This is a genomic window from Arthrobacter sp. Dra40, assembly GCF_059091905.1.
This window is the reverse complement of the sequence record NZ_JBNHHB010000123.1, coordinates 1-15,071: the sequence shown is the minus strand read 5'-3', so window position 1 is coordinate 15,071 and position 15,071 is coordinate 1. Positions and strand designations below refer to the sequence as shown.

Sequence of the window (15,071 nt, the reverse complement as noted above, 5' to 3'; positions counted from 1 at the left end):
AGTTCAGCCGCTCCAGCAGGTAGAGGTCCTCTTCTTCGGCCAGTTCCAGGACCCGGGCATTGAAGTCCAGCCAGCTGATTTCCCGGTCCAGGAAGCGTTCCAGGGTGAAGTCCCCGTCGGGCGCCAGCGAGGGTGCGAACTCCGGGATGTCGATGCGGTCCTGGGTGGCGCGGGCAGGGACCATCTCGGAGGACCCCAGGCGGGGAATGGCTGCGGCTTCGGGTTCGATGACCATGCTCTCTCCTGCGGCGTTGGGCGGGCCGGACTGACCTCACCGTAGAGGCGCCGGGTAACTATAAGGTTACCGACTATTGCCCGGCGGCCAGTGCCGGCGCCGCATACATCACGTCCGCATCCCAGCGGGTGAAGCCGAGCTTTCGGTACAACCCCACGGCGGGCTCGTTGTCGGCGTCCACGTAGAGCATGATCGCGTGCTCGCCGGCGTCCTGCAGGTGCTTGATGCCGGCGATCGTCAGCGCCTTGCCCAGCCCGCTGCCCTGCGCCTGCGGTGTCACGCCCACCACGTAAACTTCGCCGATGGACGGGTGGCTGCCGGACCGGGGATGAACCTTGGTCCAGTGGAAGCCCAACAAACCGCCGCCACCCTCACGCTCGGCCAGCAGGAAACCCGCCGGATCGAACCAGTCCTCGGCCATCCTGGCCTGCAGATCGGCGAGGGTCATGGCACCCTGTTCCGGATGGTCTGCGAAGGCCGCGGCGTTGGCCGCCAGCCAGGCCTCTTCATCCTGGCCGGGCACGAAGGTTCGGAGAACGACGCCGGCCGGCAGCTCGGCGTCGGGCATCCCTGAGGGGTGGGTCAGGCGCATCCGCCACAGCTCGCGCACGGGGGCGAAACCGAAACGCGCCGCCAGCCGCCCCGCAGCCTCATGGCCGCCGTGCGACCAGGCCTTCAGCCCGGGCAGGTCGGTGTGGTGCTGCACGGCCTCGACCAGCCGGGTGCCAACACCTTCGCTGCGGTAGGAAGGATGCACCACCAATTCCAGGATGCTCTCGGTGCCGGCAGCGGTGCCCAGGCAGACGACGGCGACGCCGGCCAGCGCGCTCGCGCTGGCGGGGTCGGAGCGCTCCTCCCCGGCGTACGTAGCCAGCACCAGCAGGTCCGCCGCGTCCGAGGACCGCAGGTTCACCCAGGTCTGTTCCGACAGCGGGGGATTGCCGTCGGACTCCTCAGCGGCGGCAGCGAGCGACTTAATGTCCGCGAGGGTCTCGGCGTCGGGGGCGCCCTTGATGGTGTGCACGGGCCAGAGGTTGGAATCCGAGGCAGTCATGAGCACAGACTATCCCGCAGGCGCAGGCAGGGGGACGCGACGGCGCGCCCGCCGCCTCGACACGCGGTCAAGCGTTCCCGCGGGCTGCACGTGCTTGGGATCCCGGGCGGCCGTGTCAGCTGCCGACTTCGGTACGTTCTTCTTCCGAAGCGCGTGCCAGGGTGAAGCGGTAGCCGACGTTGCGGACCGTGCCAATCAGCTGCTCGTGGTCCGGGCCCAGCTTGGCCCGCAGCCGCCGCACATGCACGTCCACCGTGCGGGTTCCGCCGTAGTAGTCGTAGCCCCACACCTCGTGCAGCAGTTGGTCGCGGGTGAACACGCGGCCGGGATGCTGGGCCAGATACTTGAGCAGTTCGAATTCCTTGTACGTCAGATTCAGCGGCTGCCCACCCACGCGTGCGGTGTAACTGGCCTCGTCGATGACCACACCCGAGGCATGGATCTCCGAACTGGTTTCCACCTCGCCGGCGTGGGCGCGGGCGATCACCAGACGCAGCCGTGCCTCCACTTCGGCCGGTCCGGCGCTGTCCAGCACCACGTCGTCGGCCAGCCAGTTGGCGCTGACGGCGGCCATGCCGCCTTCGGTGAGCACCAGCATCAGCGGTGCGCCCAGCCCGGTAGCTTTCAGCAGCTGGGTGAGCGAGCGCGCACCGACCAGGTCCTTGCGGGCGTCTACCATCACCACGTCCGCCGGGGCGGTATCCAGCAGCGCCGTCGGTTCGGCCGGGAGGATGTGGACCTTGTGGTTCAGCAACTCCAGGGCAGGCAGAACGTCGATCGACGAGCCGGAGCTGTTGGTCAACAGCAGAATGTGCGGCATGGTTCCTCCAAGGGGTTTGCGGCGCACATCATCGGGCTGGGCCCGGTAGGTCCTCGGGAGCGCAGGCGTACCTGCCGGACGGTGGCACAAGTATAGCGCCGACGCCTGCTGCACCGCGGCTTCTCGCACCGCCCCTGCGTCATAGGGCAGTATGACTAGCGTGAAAACGTGGATCGTCGCCGCAGCCGCTGCCGCCATACTGTGCGCCGTCATCGGTGCCTCCTACCTGTCCCTCCCGGTGCTGACGGCGGTGGTTTGCGTTGCCGCCGTGGTGATCGGGATCGGCTGGCCGGTCCTGCTCGGGGTACCGGCCAAAAAAACCCTGGCTGCCGTGATCTCCTTGGCCGGAATTGCGACGGCGGTGCTGGCCAGCGTCGCCCCTGCCGGGATGCCGCTGCTGTGGATGGCGGTGGTGATTGCGCTGGGCGTGATGGCCGTCTTCCTGATCCAGTTGATCCGTGGCACCGGGCAGCCCCACCGCCTCGAATCCACCTTCGGCACCAGCACCGGCCTGGTCCTCACCTCGCTGGGTGCGGGCTGGATCGCGGCCGACCGGCTCACGCCGAATTCGGCCGACGGGGGCATGATGCTGGTGACCGGCATCAGCATGCTGTTGACCATCGGTGTCTGCCTGCTGCCGTGGCCGGACCGGATGGTTGCACCGCTTGGCGTGCTGCTGGCCACACTGGCAGGTGCGCTGGCCGCGCCGCTGTTCTTCCAAGTGCCGATGCTTCCCGCCGCCGTTGTGGGCGCCGTCGTGGGCACCATACTGGTCTGCTTCCGGCGGCTCATTCTGGCCGACGGCGGCCCCACCCGGCTGCCGGCGATGTTCGCCGTCGGTGCCGCACCGGTGATGTCCGCCGGAACAATGGTGTATTTCCTGGAGCGGATGCTGCTGCACTGAGCGGATGTTGCCGCACGGATGCCGCTGCACTGAGCGGATGCTGCTGAGCGGATGTTGCTGCACAGCTACCGCCGTTCTCCTGTTGCCGCGCTGGGATGAGCGAGGTCACAGCGGGTGCTGATGTCGCAAGCAGGCATCCTTTCGTCCGGCCCGTTACTATGGACCCATGTCGTATCTCGGTCTTGAAATCGCCTTCCTGTCCCTGCTGGTCCTTGCTGGCCTGGCCATCGCAGCCGTAGCTTCGCTGGTCGTTTTTCGCCTGTTCAAGGGCCAGAAGTAACAACCCGACGCTGAACAATGCCGATTGAACTCCCCACGGAGCTGACCCCGGAACTGGTGCCGCTGTCTTGGCTGCTCGGTACCTGGGAAGGCGCTGGCCGGCTGGGTGCGGGCGAGGAGGACGACGAGCACTTCGTCCAGAAGGCCACGTTTACGCAAAATGGCCTGCCCTATCTGCAGTACACCGCCGAAACCTGGCTGACCGATGAGGATGGCAACCGGCTGCGGCCGTTGTCGGTGGAAACCGGGTTCTGGGCGCTGGACCGCAAACTGAACGACGCCGATGTCGGACCGGGGCTGGTCCCCGCTGACATCGTTCCGGCGTTGAAGTCAGCGGACGAAGTCGAAGAGCTTCGCAACACCGACGGCGGCTTCGACATCACCGCCACCATCGTGCATCCGGGCGGCATCTCGGAGCTCTACTACGGGCAGATCAAGGGACCGCGCGTGCAGTTGAGCACCGACATGGTGATGCGCGGATCGCAGTCCAAGGACTACAGCGCCGCCACCCGGATTTTCGGCTTGGTCAATAACGACCTGTACTGGCGTTGGGACGTGGCCGCGGCCAAGGGCAAAGACCTGGCCCCGCACGCTTCGGCGATCCTTGCCAAGCAAGCCTGACCATCCCGCCAGCCGGAACAGCGGAGCACCGCTCCGCCCAGTGGGCCGGAACAACCGTTTACGCACCAGCCGGACCGGTCACCCGTCTCCTCGCCGGCCGTGGAGGGAATTTGGCACAGCAGCCAGGAGTTGACGTGACTATGACCTACCGCAGCCCTTTGCTCATGCAGCCCGGTGCCGTCGAAGCCTCCGGGGCCGACGCTGGCGTCGCCTCGCACTATTCCGATCCATTGCGGGAACAGCGCGCGCTGGCACGCGGCCAGGCAGTCGTGGACCTGTCCCACCGCGGCGTGGTGACGGTGGCCGGGGAGGACCGGCTGAGCTGGCTGAACACGCTGTCCTCACAGCTCCTGCTGAACCTGCAGCCGGGCCAGTCCAGCGAGGCTCTGCTGCTCACCGTGCAGGGCCGGATCGAATATGACGCCCGTATCGTCGACGACGGCGAACGCACTTGGCTGATCGTCGAATCCTTCGAGGCGGCGCCACTGGCCGCGTGGCTGGACTCGATGAAGTTCATGCTTCGCGTGGACGTTGCGGATGTCACCGCGGACTGGGCCGTCGTCGGTTCGGCCAAACCCGTGCCGGAGTTCGAGGGCAGGACCGTTTGGCAGGACCCTTGGCCGAATATCGGTCCCGGCGGCTACGCCTATTCCGGCATCGAGGAGCCGCAGCATCCGGGCTTGGAGCGGTCGTGGTACGAATACCTGCTGCCGGCGGCCGAACTTGAGTCGGCTGTTGCCGGTTTGCAGCTGGCCGGTGTCTGGTCGGCGGAGGCGCTGCGGATAGCAGCTTGGCGCCCGCGGTTCGGCGCGGAGACCGACGAGAAGACCATTCCGCATGAGCTGGACCTGATCCGCACCGCTGTGCACTTGGCCAAGGGTTGCTACAAGGGGCAGGAGACCATCGCCCGCGTGCACAACCTGGGCCGCCCGCCGCGCCGGCTGGTGTTCCTGCAGCTGGATGGGTCGCAGCATACGCTGCCGTCGCCCGGCAGCGACGTGATGCTCGGCGACAAGCGCGTTGGCGCCATCACCTCCGCGGCGCAGCACTACGAAATGGGTCCGATCGCGTTGGCCGTGATCAAACGCTCGACCGACCCGCAGGCCCAGCTGACAGTCTTCGACGGTGGCGAAAGCTACGATGCTGCGCAGGAAGTGATTGTTACCCCCGACGCCGGCCAGGTGGTCGGGCGGCAGACCGGCTTCCTGCGGGCACCGCGCTAAGCGGCGCTGCTTCAGCCTGCTCCGCGCGGGCCGTGCGGCACCACGCCGAACCGCGGGCACACGGTGGTGAGCCAGCTTGCGCCAGGGCCGTGCCCGCCCTGGGACAAGTTGCTCAGCGGTCCTTCTGCAGGATCACCGACGTCTGCGTCCCTGCGTCCCAGAACCCCAGGCTTGCGGCCAGCGCCCGGGACGCCGCGTTCGCTTCGTGCGAGCGACACTGCGGGATGAGCCCGGAGGAGAGCGCCTCGTGGCCGGCGATCGCCGCAATCAACGAGCCGGCACCGCGGCGTCGGTAGGCGGGGGCGGTCAGGACACCCACATGGGCCAGGATCTGCTGCCACTCCTGATAGCCCGCGCCGGCCATCGGTGTGCTCCCGTCGAGCAGCACGAAGGACCTGTCCATGCCGGCCAGCCCCACTTCGTGGTTGTCGTCGGGCGGGCACATGGCCTCCAAGCGGGAGACGTCGCTGCCCGCGGTGGAAACCGTCACCTCCCGTTCGGGCTGCACCACGGGCAGATCGTCGGCGTAGGAGAGCACGGCCTTGCCCAGCCCGTGTCCGCCGTGTTCCCGGCTCAACAGCATCAGCGTCTGGTATTCAGCCAGTTCGTCGTCCGAGTAAGGCGCAGCGGCTTCAATGGCCCATTCCGGGCCGACCAGTGCGGATCTGCCGAACAAGCGCACGAAGGTGAGCGTCCCGGCGTCGTTGTTGATTCTGGTCAGCCGGTCACCGCGGGAGGCGAAGGCGTTGTCGGCAAATCCGAGCAACCGCGCCCACGCCAGCAGCACAATGTCGGCTGTCCCTGCGTCCAATCGCATAGTGGCAGATTACTGAAGGCTCAGCCGAAGAGAACCCTTGCCTCGTCGTAACGATGCTGCGGGACGGTTTTTAAGTTGTTCAGCGCCGACTCGAACCCCACATGCACAATGTCCGTGCCCTCCAGCGCCACCATGGTGCCCCAGCGCTTCTCCACCACAGAATCCACCGCCGCCATGCCCAGGCGGGTGGCCAGCACGCGGTCGTAGCCGGAGGGGACGCCGCCGCGCTGGATGTGCCCCAGCGTGGTGGCACGGGTTTCGATCCCGGTGCGCGCTTCCAGCTCGGGCGCCAGCCGTTCGCCGATGCCGCCGAGCCGTGGCCGGCCGAAGCTGTCCACCCCGCGCTCGGCGTGCGGGCCCAGTTCGCCGTCGGGCACCCAGCCTTCGGCCACCACCACCAGCGGTGCACGGCCGCGCTTCTGGGCATGCAGCACCCAGTCGGAGACCTGGTCGATGGTCACGCGCTGCTCGGGAATCAAAATGGCGTGCGCCCCGGAGGCCATGCCCGCGTGCAGTGCGATCCAGCCGACGTTGCGGCCCATCACCTCCGCGATCATGCAGCGGTGGTGCGATTCGCCGGTGGTGCGCAGCCGGTCGATGGCCTCGGTGGCGATCTGCACGGCGGTGTCGAACCCGAACGTGTAGTCGGTGGCCTCCAGGTCGTTGTCGATGGTCTTGGGCACGCCGACAAGCTTCAGCCCGGCTTGGGTGAGCCGGTGCGCGCCGGCCAGGGTGCCCTCGCCGCCGATCACGATCACCGCATCCACGCCCAGCCGGTCCAGCGTCTGCTGGATTTTCTCCGGCCCCCCGTTCGGGCCCTCGTACGGGTTGGTGCGGGAGGTGCCCAGAATGGTGCCGCCCTGCTTGGAAATGCCGCGCACCTGATGCCGCGGCAGCTCCATGAAGTCGCCCTCGACCACGCCCCGCCAACCGTCCCGGAAACCGATGAACTCATGCCCGTGCACCGTGATGCCTTTGAGCACGATGCCGCGGATCACCGCGTTCAGACCGGGACAATCCCCGCCGCTGGTCATGATGCCGATCCTCATGGGTACTCCTTCTCGGGTGCAGGCCGGTCAGTGCGAGCACCCCATTGAGCCCGCCTCGATTCTATGCAGGAACCTGCCACCAGTCATTTCATGCGGACGACGCCGGGGAGCGCCCGAAGAGACCGGAACCCCCGCAGCAGCGGGGGCTCCGGTGGACAGTGGCGCGCCGTGGCACGGGGTGACTGCGGAAGGGCCGCACCGTGGCACGGGACGCTGCGGCAGAGGCCGCGCGGTGGCACGGGACGCTGCGGCAGAGGCCGCGCGGTGGCACGGGACGCTGCGGCAGAGGCCGCGCGGTGGCACGGGCTGCGGGGGCAGCTGCTGTCAGGACTTGCTGGTGAGCAGCTTTTCCAGGGCGATGCTGCCGTCGTATTTCGGCAGCAGCAGCCACAGCACCAGGTAGGTGCCGATCCCGACGCCTGGGAAGAGGAAGATCAGCAGCGTGGCAATCCGCACCCACATCACGTCCCAGCCGAACTTGGCGGCGAGACCTGCGCAGATGCCGGCTACCCAGCGGTCGGGACCTCGGCGGACGGGGCTGGAGCGGAGCACTCGGTAGAAGGTATCCATGGGACCATGCTTTCGTGTTCGGGAGTTGTTGTCACTGCGGGAATGTTGCAGCGGCTGGTCAGGGCTGGCGTTTCCGGTTGCGCGTTGCGCTCAGCACGCCGGCAATGACCAGCGCGACGCCGGAGCCGATCAACAGGACGATCATGACGTAGGCCCAGTTCAGGCTGATGTCCCACCAGCTTCCGGCGATCACCAGCAGGCCGACGGCTACGGCAATCAGCCCCCAGATGATGGTGCCAACGCGGGGCCGGCGGTCGTCGTGGTTTAGCTCGTTGCTCATCGGGTCTCCTCGAAGTGGCTGACGGTCATGATGTCGACGCTGCTGACCGCGCCCCTGACGGACAGGACGATCTCCGGTGCACCGCCGTCGTCGTTGATGATGTAGCTCCCCGGCTGCCAGATGCCGGATTGCCGTCCGCTGTCCGTGGCGGTGGCGTATTCGACGTTGCCCAGCGCCATCTGGGTTTCCACCTTCACCGGAACATCGTTGGGGATGATGACGGTAACGGAGGAGGCGACGGCGTTGACCGGGACGGTGGCCGGGCCGCCGAAGCGGGAACCGGACACGTTGCGCAGGTCCACCGTGCCGTTGGCGGCCACCACGCTGTAGCCGTCGCCGTCGGCCGGCGTGGCGGCCGAGGTCCACGTGCGGTCGGAGGCGATGGCGAAGTTGGACGCAGTCCACTGTGTCCCCGCGGAGAAGGCCAGCGACAGGACCAGGCCGACGGCGGCCAGGAAACCGAGGATGCCGGAGGTACGGCCGACCGCTCCCATCACCACGATCCCGATGCCGATCACGATCAGCGCCGCGGCGATGACCACGGGGACGACGTTGCGGCCGAGGTCGATGAACTCGAGCGCGTTGAGCCCCAGAGCGATCCCGGCGGCCAGCATGGCAGCCCCCAGTGTCAGGGCGATGGCTGCGCCGGAAGGGCCGCGTGGTGCGCTCTTGGGCGGTAGTGGTGCGGGCCGGGGATACGGGCGCGTCGGGTAGGCCTGGCGCGGTGAGCCCGGGCCGCTGTAACCGGCGGTGCCGTAACCGGCGGTGCCGGCAGCCGCTGGCGAACCGTAGCTGGCTCCGGGGGAGTGGGCCTGGCCGGAGTAGCTGCCCGGTGCCGCGGGGGCAGTGGTACCCGGGGCGCTGGAGTACGCGGAAGTACTGCTCCCGGCGGCCGGGGGCCCGGGCGTGAAGCCTTCCGCCCCCGGGCGCGGGGTGCCGGCGGCCGGCGCGCCGTTCTTGTTGCGCGTGGCGAGCCAGTAGATGAAGAAGGCCACCGCGCCGATCCAGAGGACGGCCCAGATGAAACCGCCGAAGCCCCACCCGTCATTGGAGCCGAAAACCCAGCTGAACGGGCGGCTGAACACGCCCAGGGCCGTGAAGATTACTGCACCCGTCATGCCGGCGGTCCAGTTGCTGCGGCCGGCTTCTTCTGCATGGATCCGGCCGTCCGGCTCGGGCAACAGAGCCCAGGCCACGCCGTAGAGCAGCACGCCGAAGCCACCGAAGATGGCCAACAGGATGAAGAGCCCGCGGACCAGGATGGGGTCCAACCCCGTCCGGTGCGCGACGCCGGACGCGACGCCGCCGATCCAGCGGTCCTGCCCACGGGGGGTGCCGAGGGCCCGGAACCAACTGAAGAACGCATTGCTCTGCGGTGGAACGCCCCCGCCGGAAGGCGGAGGAAAGCCGCCGGCGTTGGCGCTGCCGTACCCCGTACCGTACCCCGACGGTCCGGACGCGGCCGTGGCGGAATCAGCGGCGGTGCCGAAGCCGGAGCCGAGTGGTCTCGTCGGGTAGGTGCCGGGGTCAAGGGGCTCGGTCGGATTGGTGGCCGTGTCGTCAACGTTGGTGGACGCGTCGTCGAGGCGGGAAGCGTCGTCGGCGTTGGTGGCCGCGTCCTCGAGGCGGGAAGCGTCGTCGGCGTTGGTGGCCGCGTCGTCGAAGCGGGAAGCGTCATCGGGCCGGGGGGCATCAGCGGGCTCCGGGTCGGCATCGTACCGGGAGGCGTCGTCCGGGTGCGGTGCGTCAGAGTGGGCGGCGCCGGGAGGCTGGGCCGTGTCTGATTCCATGGGATCCTGTTCGCTCGTGGCAGCGGGATCACCCACGGGCTGCGGTTCGCGGGGAACCTGCAGTGCGTGTGAGCCCGAGGCAGCCTCCTGCGCGGAGCGAGGGGCGGCCGGCTGCTGGTCCGGTCCGTCTGTTCGGTCGGTGCCGTCGTTGTCGGACGGGGTAGGTGCGTGTGAGGTCATGGTTTGATCATTCCAACCGGCAGCGGTGTTCTTCTATGGGGTGCCACCCTGACCCTTCCCTGACCGCAGGGTCCGGGTTCCCCTGAATTGGCGCCCGATGGTACGCCGCGTGCTCCCGCGCGTGCTTGGATTGACCCATGAGAGAACCCCTCATCCGCTCGACGGAGGACCGCATCATTGCGGGCGTGTGCACGGGCCTGGCCCGGCACTTGAACGTCTCGGTCGCGGTTGTCCGGGTGGGCATGGTCGTTCTGGCGCTCGCCGGCGGCGCGGGTGTGCTGCTCTACGTCTGGCTCTGGCTGCTGGTGCCGACCGCGGCCGATCAGGCCTTGGCCGCCGAGCGCGCCTTCAGCCCCCGGGATATTGCGGAGAACTTCGCCCGGGAATTCGGCAGCCCAGGCGCCGGCCAGCAGCACGCCGGGTACCCTGGCCAGCACGCCGGGTACACGGGCCAGCATGCCGGGTACCCTGGCCAGCACGGCGGAAAGGGATCTGGCCGCTGGTCCGGTCAGGTCGCCGGCCAACCAGGGAGCCGACCAATCGGCGGTCCCGCCGGCCAGCCCGGAACGCCGCCCCGGAACGTCGACGGGACTGGCACGCGGTTGCTGCTGCAGCGCGGCGGCAAGGAAATTTTGATCGGCGCGGCCCTGGTGCTGGCAGGCGGCGCCGTCGTCGCCCAGCTCGCGGGCATCAATCTGCCGTGGGGGACCTGGCTGCCCGTTCTCGCAATAGCCGCCGGTGCGGTCATCGCGTGGATGCAGCTGGACGACTCGAGGCGCAGCGGACTGATGGACCGCGCCGGCGCGACCGGCGCCCAAGGCGCCGTGCGGTTGTTGGCCGGACTGGTCCTGGTGGTGGCGGGCATTGTCACAATGGTGTCCGGATCAATCACCTGGGAGGCCATGTGGCCGACCCTGTTTGCCTCGCTGACCGTGCTGGCCGGCGTCCTGCTGGTTTTGGCCCCGTGGGTGCTGAAGTACTGGCGCGATCTGGAGACCGAGCGGTCCGGCCGCATTCGGGAAACTGAACGCGCGGAAATCGCTGCACACCTGCACGATTCGGTGCTGCAGACCTTGGCGCTGATCCAGAACCGCGCAGGATCCGAACACGACGTCACCCGCCTGGCCCGCGCCCAGGAACGGGAGCTGCGCGAGTGGCTGTACCGGGACAAGCGGCAGGAAGAGGGGAACCTGGTGGACCGGGTGAAGGCGGTGGCCGCGGAGATCGAAGACGCCTACGGCCATCCCGTGGACGTGGTCGCGGTCGGCGACAGCGTCATGACCGACCGGCACGAGGTGCTGGTGCACGCCACCCGGGAAGCGGTGCAGAACGCGGCGAAGCATGCCGGCGGAGGCATCTCCGTATACGTTGAGTGCACACCGGGCAGGAGCGAGATCTTCGTCCGCGACCGTGGTCCCGGTTTCGAGCTGGCCGCTGTGCCTCCGGACCGAATGGGCGTGCGAGAGTCGCTGATCGGCCGGATGGAACGCCACGGCGGCCAGGCCCACATCCGAAACACCGGCAGCGGCACCGAAGTCCACCTCAGTCTTGAACACCCGCAGGAAGGCATTGCACCGTGACCGAACCCATCCGGGTCGTTGTTGTAGACGACCACGCCATCTTCCGTTCCGGCTTGAAGGCCGACCTGGACGAGCGGATCGAGGTAGTCGCCGAGGCCGCGACCGTGGAGCAGGCGATCGCGGCCATCCACGAGCAGCGGCCCGCCGTCGTGCTGCTGGACGTGCACCTGCCCGGAGGCAGGGGCGGCGGCGGCGCCGAGGTGGTAGCGGGCTGCGCCGGGCTGCTGGGGGAAACCAAGTTCCTCGCCCTGAGTGTTTCCGACGCGGCCGAAGACGTGGTGACCGTCATTCGTGCCGGCGCACGCGGGTACGTCACCAAAACGGTGTCCGGGGCGGAAATTTCCGACGCCGTGGAACGGGTGGCCGGCGGCGACGCCGCCTTCTCGCCGCGACTGGCGGGCTTCGTCCTGGACGCCTTCGGCACGGCGGCCGTGGCGAACGTGGACGATGAACTGGACAAGCTGTCGGCCCGCGAACTGGAGGTCATGCGGCTGATCGCCCGCGGCTACCAGTACAAGGAAGTGGCCAAGGAACTGTTCATCTCCATTAAGACCGTCGAAACCCACGTCTCGTCCGTGCTGCGCAAGCTGCAGCTCTCTTCCCGGCACGAGCTGACCCGCTGGGCCGTGGACCGCCGGATCCTCTAGGTGCTGCCTGGCCGCTGGCCGCAGGCACTAGGGGCTGCCTGGCCGCTGACCCTACCGGCCGGCGGCTCGCTGAGGCTGCCGTGTATTGGATACGCCACATTGCTTTGGCGGACGGCTGACCCGCTCCGCATCTGCCCGAACCGGTGCACCTCTGATCCGCAGATGCGGAAGCATCCGGTCGGTTCGGGAAGCAATGTGGCGTATCAGGTACATGGCCCCTAGGGGTATGAGGCACATGGCCCCCCTAGGTCAGGGCCCGGAAGGAGTGCCCGCACCGGATAGCTGCAGCCGCGTCACTGCTGCACTGATCCCGCAGTTATCCACACTTTCCGGCGAACGCCCCCGCAACGGCGCGCCGCACAGCAGGCTATACCCATGGACCCGGTGATGGCTCTGCGCCAGCAAGGCGGAATTGCGCGTTGGCGTCGGCTGCGGGACTCAGGTGTTAGGGCTCGAAGCATAAAGGAAGCCGTTGAGGCGGGGACCATTCATCGGATCAGATTTGGTCTTTATGCTGTTCCAGATGTCGTAGCTGAATATGCACAAGCCAAGGCGCTCGGTGCCTCCGTCGGGTGTTTCAGCGCTGCTGCATTTCACGGCTTGTGGGTGCACAGGCCTTACCGCGGGCTCCATGTGAGTGCTGCGCGCACCGTTGCCAGGCCGCGCTTCGGCAAGGTGCATCGAACACGCGAATCGCACGGCACAGTCGTTCCGATTGACGTTTGCCTCCGGCAGGTCCTGAATTGCTTGCCACTACGCGAAGCGTTGGTCGTCGTGGAATCTGCCGTCGTCCAAGGCCATGTGACGGTCGAGGACGTGCGCCGGCTCAGTCGTGGGCGGGGGAGCAAGCGGGCCGACGAGGTTATTGCTGCCATCGATCCGACCTCCATGTCAGCGCCTGAAACACTCGCCCGCCAGGTCCTGCGCTCGTCCGGATACAAGGTGGTTTGTCAGCGACGGATCGAAGGGGTGGGCCGGATCGATCTGGAAGTTGAGGACAGCCTGCTGCTGGAAATCGACGGCAAGGCCTTTCACTCCGACGAGGTGTCCTTCATCGAGGACCGGCGCCGCTGGAACGAGCTGACACTCCTCGGTCGGGACCTGCTGGTGCTGCCTGCCAGGGGGATTCTCGATGACCCGGAGTCCGTCTTGCGCCCAGTTGACCGGTACTTCACCGGCAATGCTGCAGCGCACCGCACGGCCGGAATAGCAACGCATCAGAACCAGAGGCTGGGGACGAACCGGAGCCATGCAAGCCCGGCACGCAGTTGCGGCAGGGGACGGCCCCGGATCCTTTAGGGCCGGCTACCGGGCGTGACCCGCGGGTCCCCGCTCACAAGACCCGCGGGTCCCGGGCTCTCAGGCCCGGCTGCCCCGGGCTCTCAAGCCCGGGACAGCCGGATGATTACCTGGCCTTCGCCAGGAAATCCTGCAAGCGGCCGACGCCGGTGGCGAGGTCTTCGTCGCCGAGCGCGTAGGACAGCCGCACGAACCCGGAGGGGCCGAAGGCTTCACCGGGAACGACGGCGACCTCGACCTCGTCCAGAATCAGCGAGGCAAGCTCGGCGGAGGTCGCCGGACGGATGGTGCCCTCCGCCGTCGTGAATTCCTTGCCGAGCAGACCGCGGACGTCGGCGTAGGCGTAGAACGCACCCTTCGGCGTCGGGCATTCGACGCCTTCGATGGCGTTCAAGCCTTCGACCATGGCCTTGCGGCGGCGGTCGAAGGCAACCTTCATCTCGTCCACTGCGGTCAGCGGTCCGGATACGGCGGCCAGCGCTGCCATCTGGGACACGTTGGCCACGTTGGACGTGGCATGCGACTGCATATTGGTGGCGGCCTTGACCACATCGTTCGGGCCGATCATCCATCCCACCCGCCAGCCGGTCATGGCATAGGTCTTGGCCACGCCGTTGAGGATGACAACCTTGTCGCCCAGTTCAGGCGCGGCCGTCGCAATGGACGTGAAGGGAACGCCGTCGTAGGTGAGGTGCTCGTAGATCTCGTCCGTGATGACCCACAGTCCCTTGGCGGCAGCCCACCGGCCGATCTCGGCGACCTGCTCCGGCGAGTAGACGGCGCCCGTGGGGTTGGACGGCGAGACGAAGAGCAGCACCTTGGTCTTGTCGGTCAGCGCGCCTTCGAGCTGGTCGACGGTGACCAGATAGCCCTGTTCCGGCCCGGCGAAAACCTCAACCGGGACGCCGCCAGCCAGCCGGATGGCCTCGGGGTAGGTGGTCCAGAACGGCGTGGGCACCAAAACCTCATCGCCCGGATCGAGCAAGGTGGCGAAGGATTCGTACACGGCCTGCTTGCCGCCGTTGGTGACCAGCACCTGGGACGGATCCACCTGGTAGCCGGAGTCACGCAGCGTCTTGTCAGCGATGGCCTGCTTCAGCTCGGGCAGCCCGCCGGCGGGGGAGTACCGGTGGAAGCGCGGCTGCCGTGCCGCTTCGATAGCGGCCTCCACAATGTACTCCGGGGTCGGGAAATCCGGCTCGCCTGCCCCAAACCCGATCACCGGACGCCCGGCGGCCTTCAGCGCCTTGGCCTTGGCGTCGACGGCGAGGGTTGCGGATTCGGCGATGGACGCGATGCGCCGGGAGACGCGGGCGTTGGCAGGCATGGGATTCCCGTCTTCAGTAGCGTGTAGGACGCTCCTTAGTCTAGGTGCAGCCCGTCCGGGATGTCCTGCCCCGAGGGGAACCGAGGGGCGCCGAGGTGCGCGATGACGCTCCGTGGCCGTCGCCCGCGGGTACGCGTGGTCAGGGGGAGCACGGAAATGTTGCATAATGGATCAGTCGCCTGCTCCAGGCGGCCTACGGGGTCCGGTTCGACGTCGGCGCATCGCTGGCGTAAACTAGATCTCCGGTGTTGAAAACGCCATGATGTTCCATGCCCGCGCGGCGGGGATATCCGGCAGCTTTCGGCTCCATAGGGTAGTGGCGCAATTGGTAGCGCAGCGGTCTCCAAAACCGCAGGTTGCAGGTTCGAGTCCTGTCTGCCCTGCGCAGAACCGTCG

14 protein-coding genes, 1 tRNA gene and 1 pseudogene are annotated in these 15,071 nt (G+C 67.8%); 7 read left to right on the top strand and 9 right to left on the bottom strand.

From position 1 onward, the window contains the following. The 3 genes and pseudogenes from AC5RWT_RS26525 to AC5RWT_RS26515 all read right to left on the bottom strand — a co-directional run. Positions 1-235: pseudogene (locus AC5RWT_RS26525) on the bottom strand (RNA degradosome polyphosphate kinase); the annotation flags it as partial. A 73-nt stretch (positions 236-308) separates the two neighbouring features. Next, a complete protein-coding gene (gene mshD / locus AC5RWT_RS26520) occupies positions 309-1,289 on the bottom strand; it encodes a mycothiol synthase (RefSeq protein WP_494082797.1) in 981 nt (326 codons plus the stop codon). Between the two features lie 115 nt (positions 1,290-1,404). Beyond that, on the bottom strand, positions 1,405-2,109 hold the full coding sequence (locus AC5RWT_RS26515; RefSeq protein WP_494082796.1) for a winged helix-turn-helix transcriptional regulator: 705 nt from the start codon (positions 2,107-2,109) through the stop codon (positions 1,405-1,407). Positions 2,110-2,269: 160 nt separating this feature from the next. On the opposite strand from AC5RWT_RS26515, the gene AC5RWT_RS26510 reads away from it, so the two are divergent. From AC5RWT_RS26510 to ygfZ, 3 genes are all read left to right on the top strand, one after another. Further along, entirely contained in the window at positions 2,270-3,013 is a 744-nt protein-coding gene (locus AC5RWT_RS26510; RefSeq protein ID WP_494082795.1) for a hypothetical protein, read from the top strand. 297 nt (positions 3,014-3,310) lie between these two features. Further along, entirely contained in the window at positions 3,311-3,913 is a 603-nt protein-coding gene (locus AC5RWT_RS26505) for a nitrobindin family protein (protein ID WP_493966583.1), read from the top strand. A 140-nt stretch (positions 3,914-4,053) separates the two neighbouring features. Further along, entirely contained in the window at positions 4,054-5,136 is a 1,083-nt protein-coding gene (gene ygfZ, locus AC5RWT_RS26500; protein WP_494082798.1) for a CAF17-like 4Fe-4S cluster assembly/insertion protein YgfZ, read from the top strand. A gap of 112 nt (positions 5,137-5,248) precedes the next feature. On the opposite strand, the gene AC5RWT_RS26495 is transcribed toward ygfZ, so the two are convergent. The 5 genes from AC5RWT_RS26495 to AC5RWT_RS26475 all read right to left on the bottom strand — a co-directional run bounded on the left by AC5RWT_RS26495 (position 5,249) and on the right by AC5RWT_RS26475 (position 9,822). Then, positions 5,249-5,953, bottom strand: a complete 705-nt coding sequence (locus tag AC5RWT_RS26495) for a GNAT family N-acetyltransferase (RefSeq protein WP_494082794.1) — start codon at positions 5,951-5,953, stop codon at positions 5,249-5,251. 20 nt (positions 5,954-5,973) lie between these two features. Continuing rightward, a complete protein-coding gene (locus AC5RWT_RS26490; protein ID WP_493966581.1) occupies positions 5,974-7,002 on the bottom strand; it encodes a 6-phosphofructokinase in 1,029 nt (342 codons plus the stop codon). Between the two features lie 324 nt (positions 7,003-7,326). After that, positions 7,327-7,572 (bottom strand): PspC domain-containing protein, encoded by a 246-nt coding sequence (locus AC5RWT_RS26485; RefSeq protein ID WP_493966580.1) that lies wholly within the window; start codon positions 7,570-7,572, stop codon positions 7,327-7,329. 58 nt (positions 7,573-7,630) lie between these two features. Further along, a complete protein-coding gene (locus AC5RWT_RS26480; protein ID WP_494082793.1) occupies positions 7,631-7,852 on the bottom strand; it encodes a hypothetical protein in 222 nt (73 codons plus the stop codon). Then, entirely contained in the window at positions 7,849-9,822 is a 1,974-nt protein-coding gene (locus AC5RWT_RS26475; protein ID WP_494082792.1) for a PspC domain-containing protein, read from the bottom strand. Before AC5RWT_RS26475 ends, AC5RWT_RS26480 begins: the two co-directional genes overlap by 4 nt. Before the next feature lie 137 nt (positions 9,823-9,959). On the opposite strand from AC5RWT_RS26475, the gene AC5RWT_RS26470 reads away from it, so the two are divergent. From AC5RWT_RS26470 to AC5RWT_RS26460, 3 genes are all read left to right on the top strand, one after another. After that, positions 9,960-11,402: a PspC domain-containing protein gene (locus tag AC5RWT_RS26470; RefSeq protein WP_494082791.1), complete on the top strand. Its 1,443-nt coding sequence runs from the start codon at positions 9,960-9,962 to the stop codon at positions 11,400-11,402. Next, positions 11,399-12,049 (top strand): LuxR C-terminal-related transcriptional regulator, encoded by a 651-nt coding sequence (locus tag AC5RWT_RS26465; protein ID WP_493966576.1) that lies wholly within the window; start codon positions 11,399-11,401, stop codon positions 12,047-12,049. Before AC5RWT_RS26470 ends, AC5RWT_RS26465 begins: the two co-directional genes overlap by 4 nt. A 375-nt stretch (positions 12,050-12,424) precedes the next feature. Beyond that, positions 12,425-13,348: a hypothetical protein gene (locus AC5RWT_RS26460; RefSeq protein ID WP_494082790.1), complete on the top strand. Its 924-nt coding sequence runs from the start codon at positions 12,425-12,427 to the stop codon at positions 13,346-13,348. Positions 13,349-13,454: 106 nt separating this feature from the next. Here AC5RWT_RS26460 and AC5RWT_RS26455 read toward each other — a convergent pair whose 3' ends face one another. Continuing rightward, complete coding sequence (locus AC5RWT_RS26455) at positions 13,455-14,675, bottom strand: pyridoxal phosphate-dependent aminotransferase (protein ID WP_494082789.1); 1,221 nt, start codon at positions 14,673-14,675, stop codon at positions 13,455-13,457. 310 nt (positions 14,676-14,985) lie between these two features. On the opposite strand from AC5RWT_RS26455, the gene AC5RWT_RS26450 reads away from it, so the two are divergent. Next, positions 14,986-15,058 (top strand) — tRNA-Trp (locus AC5RWT_RS26450). Positions 15,059-15,071 lie beyond the last annotated feature (13 nt).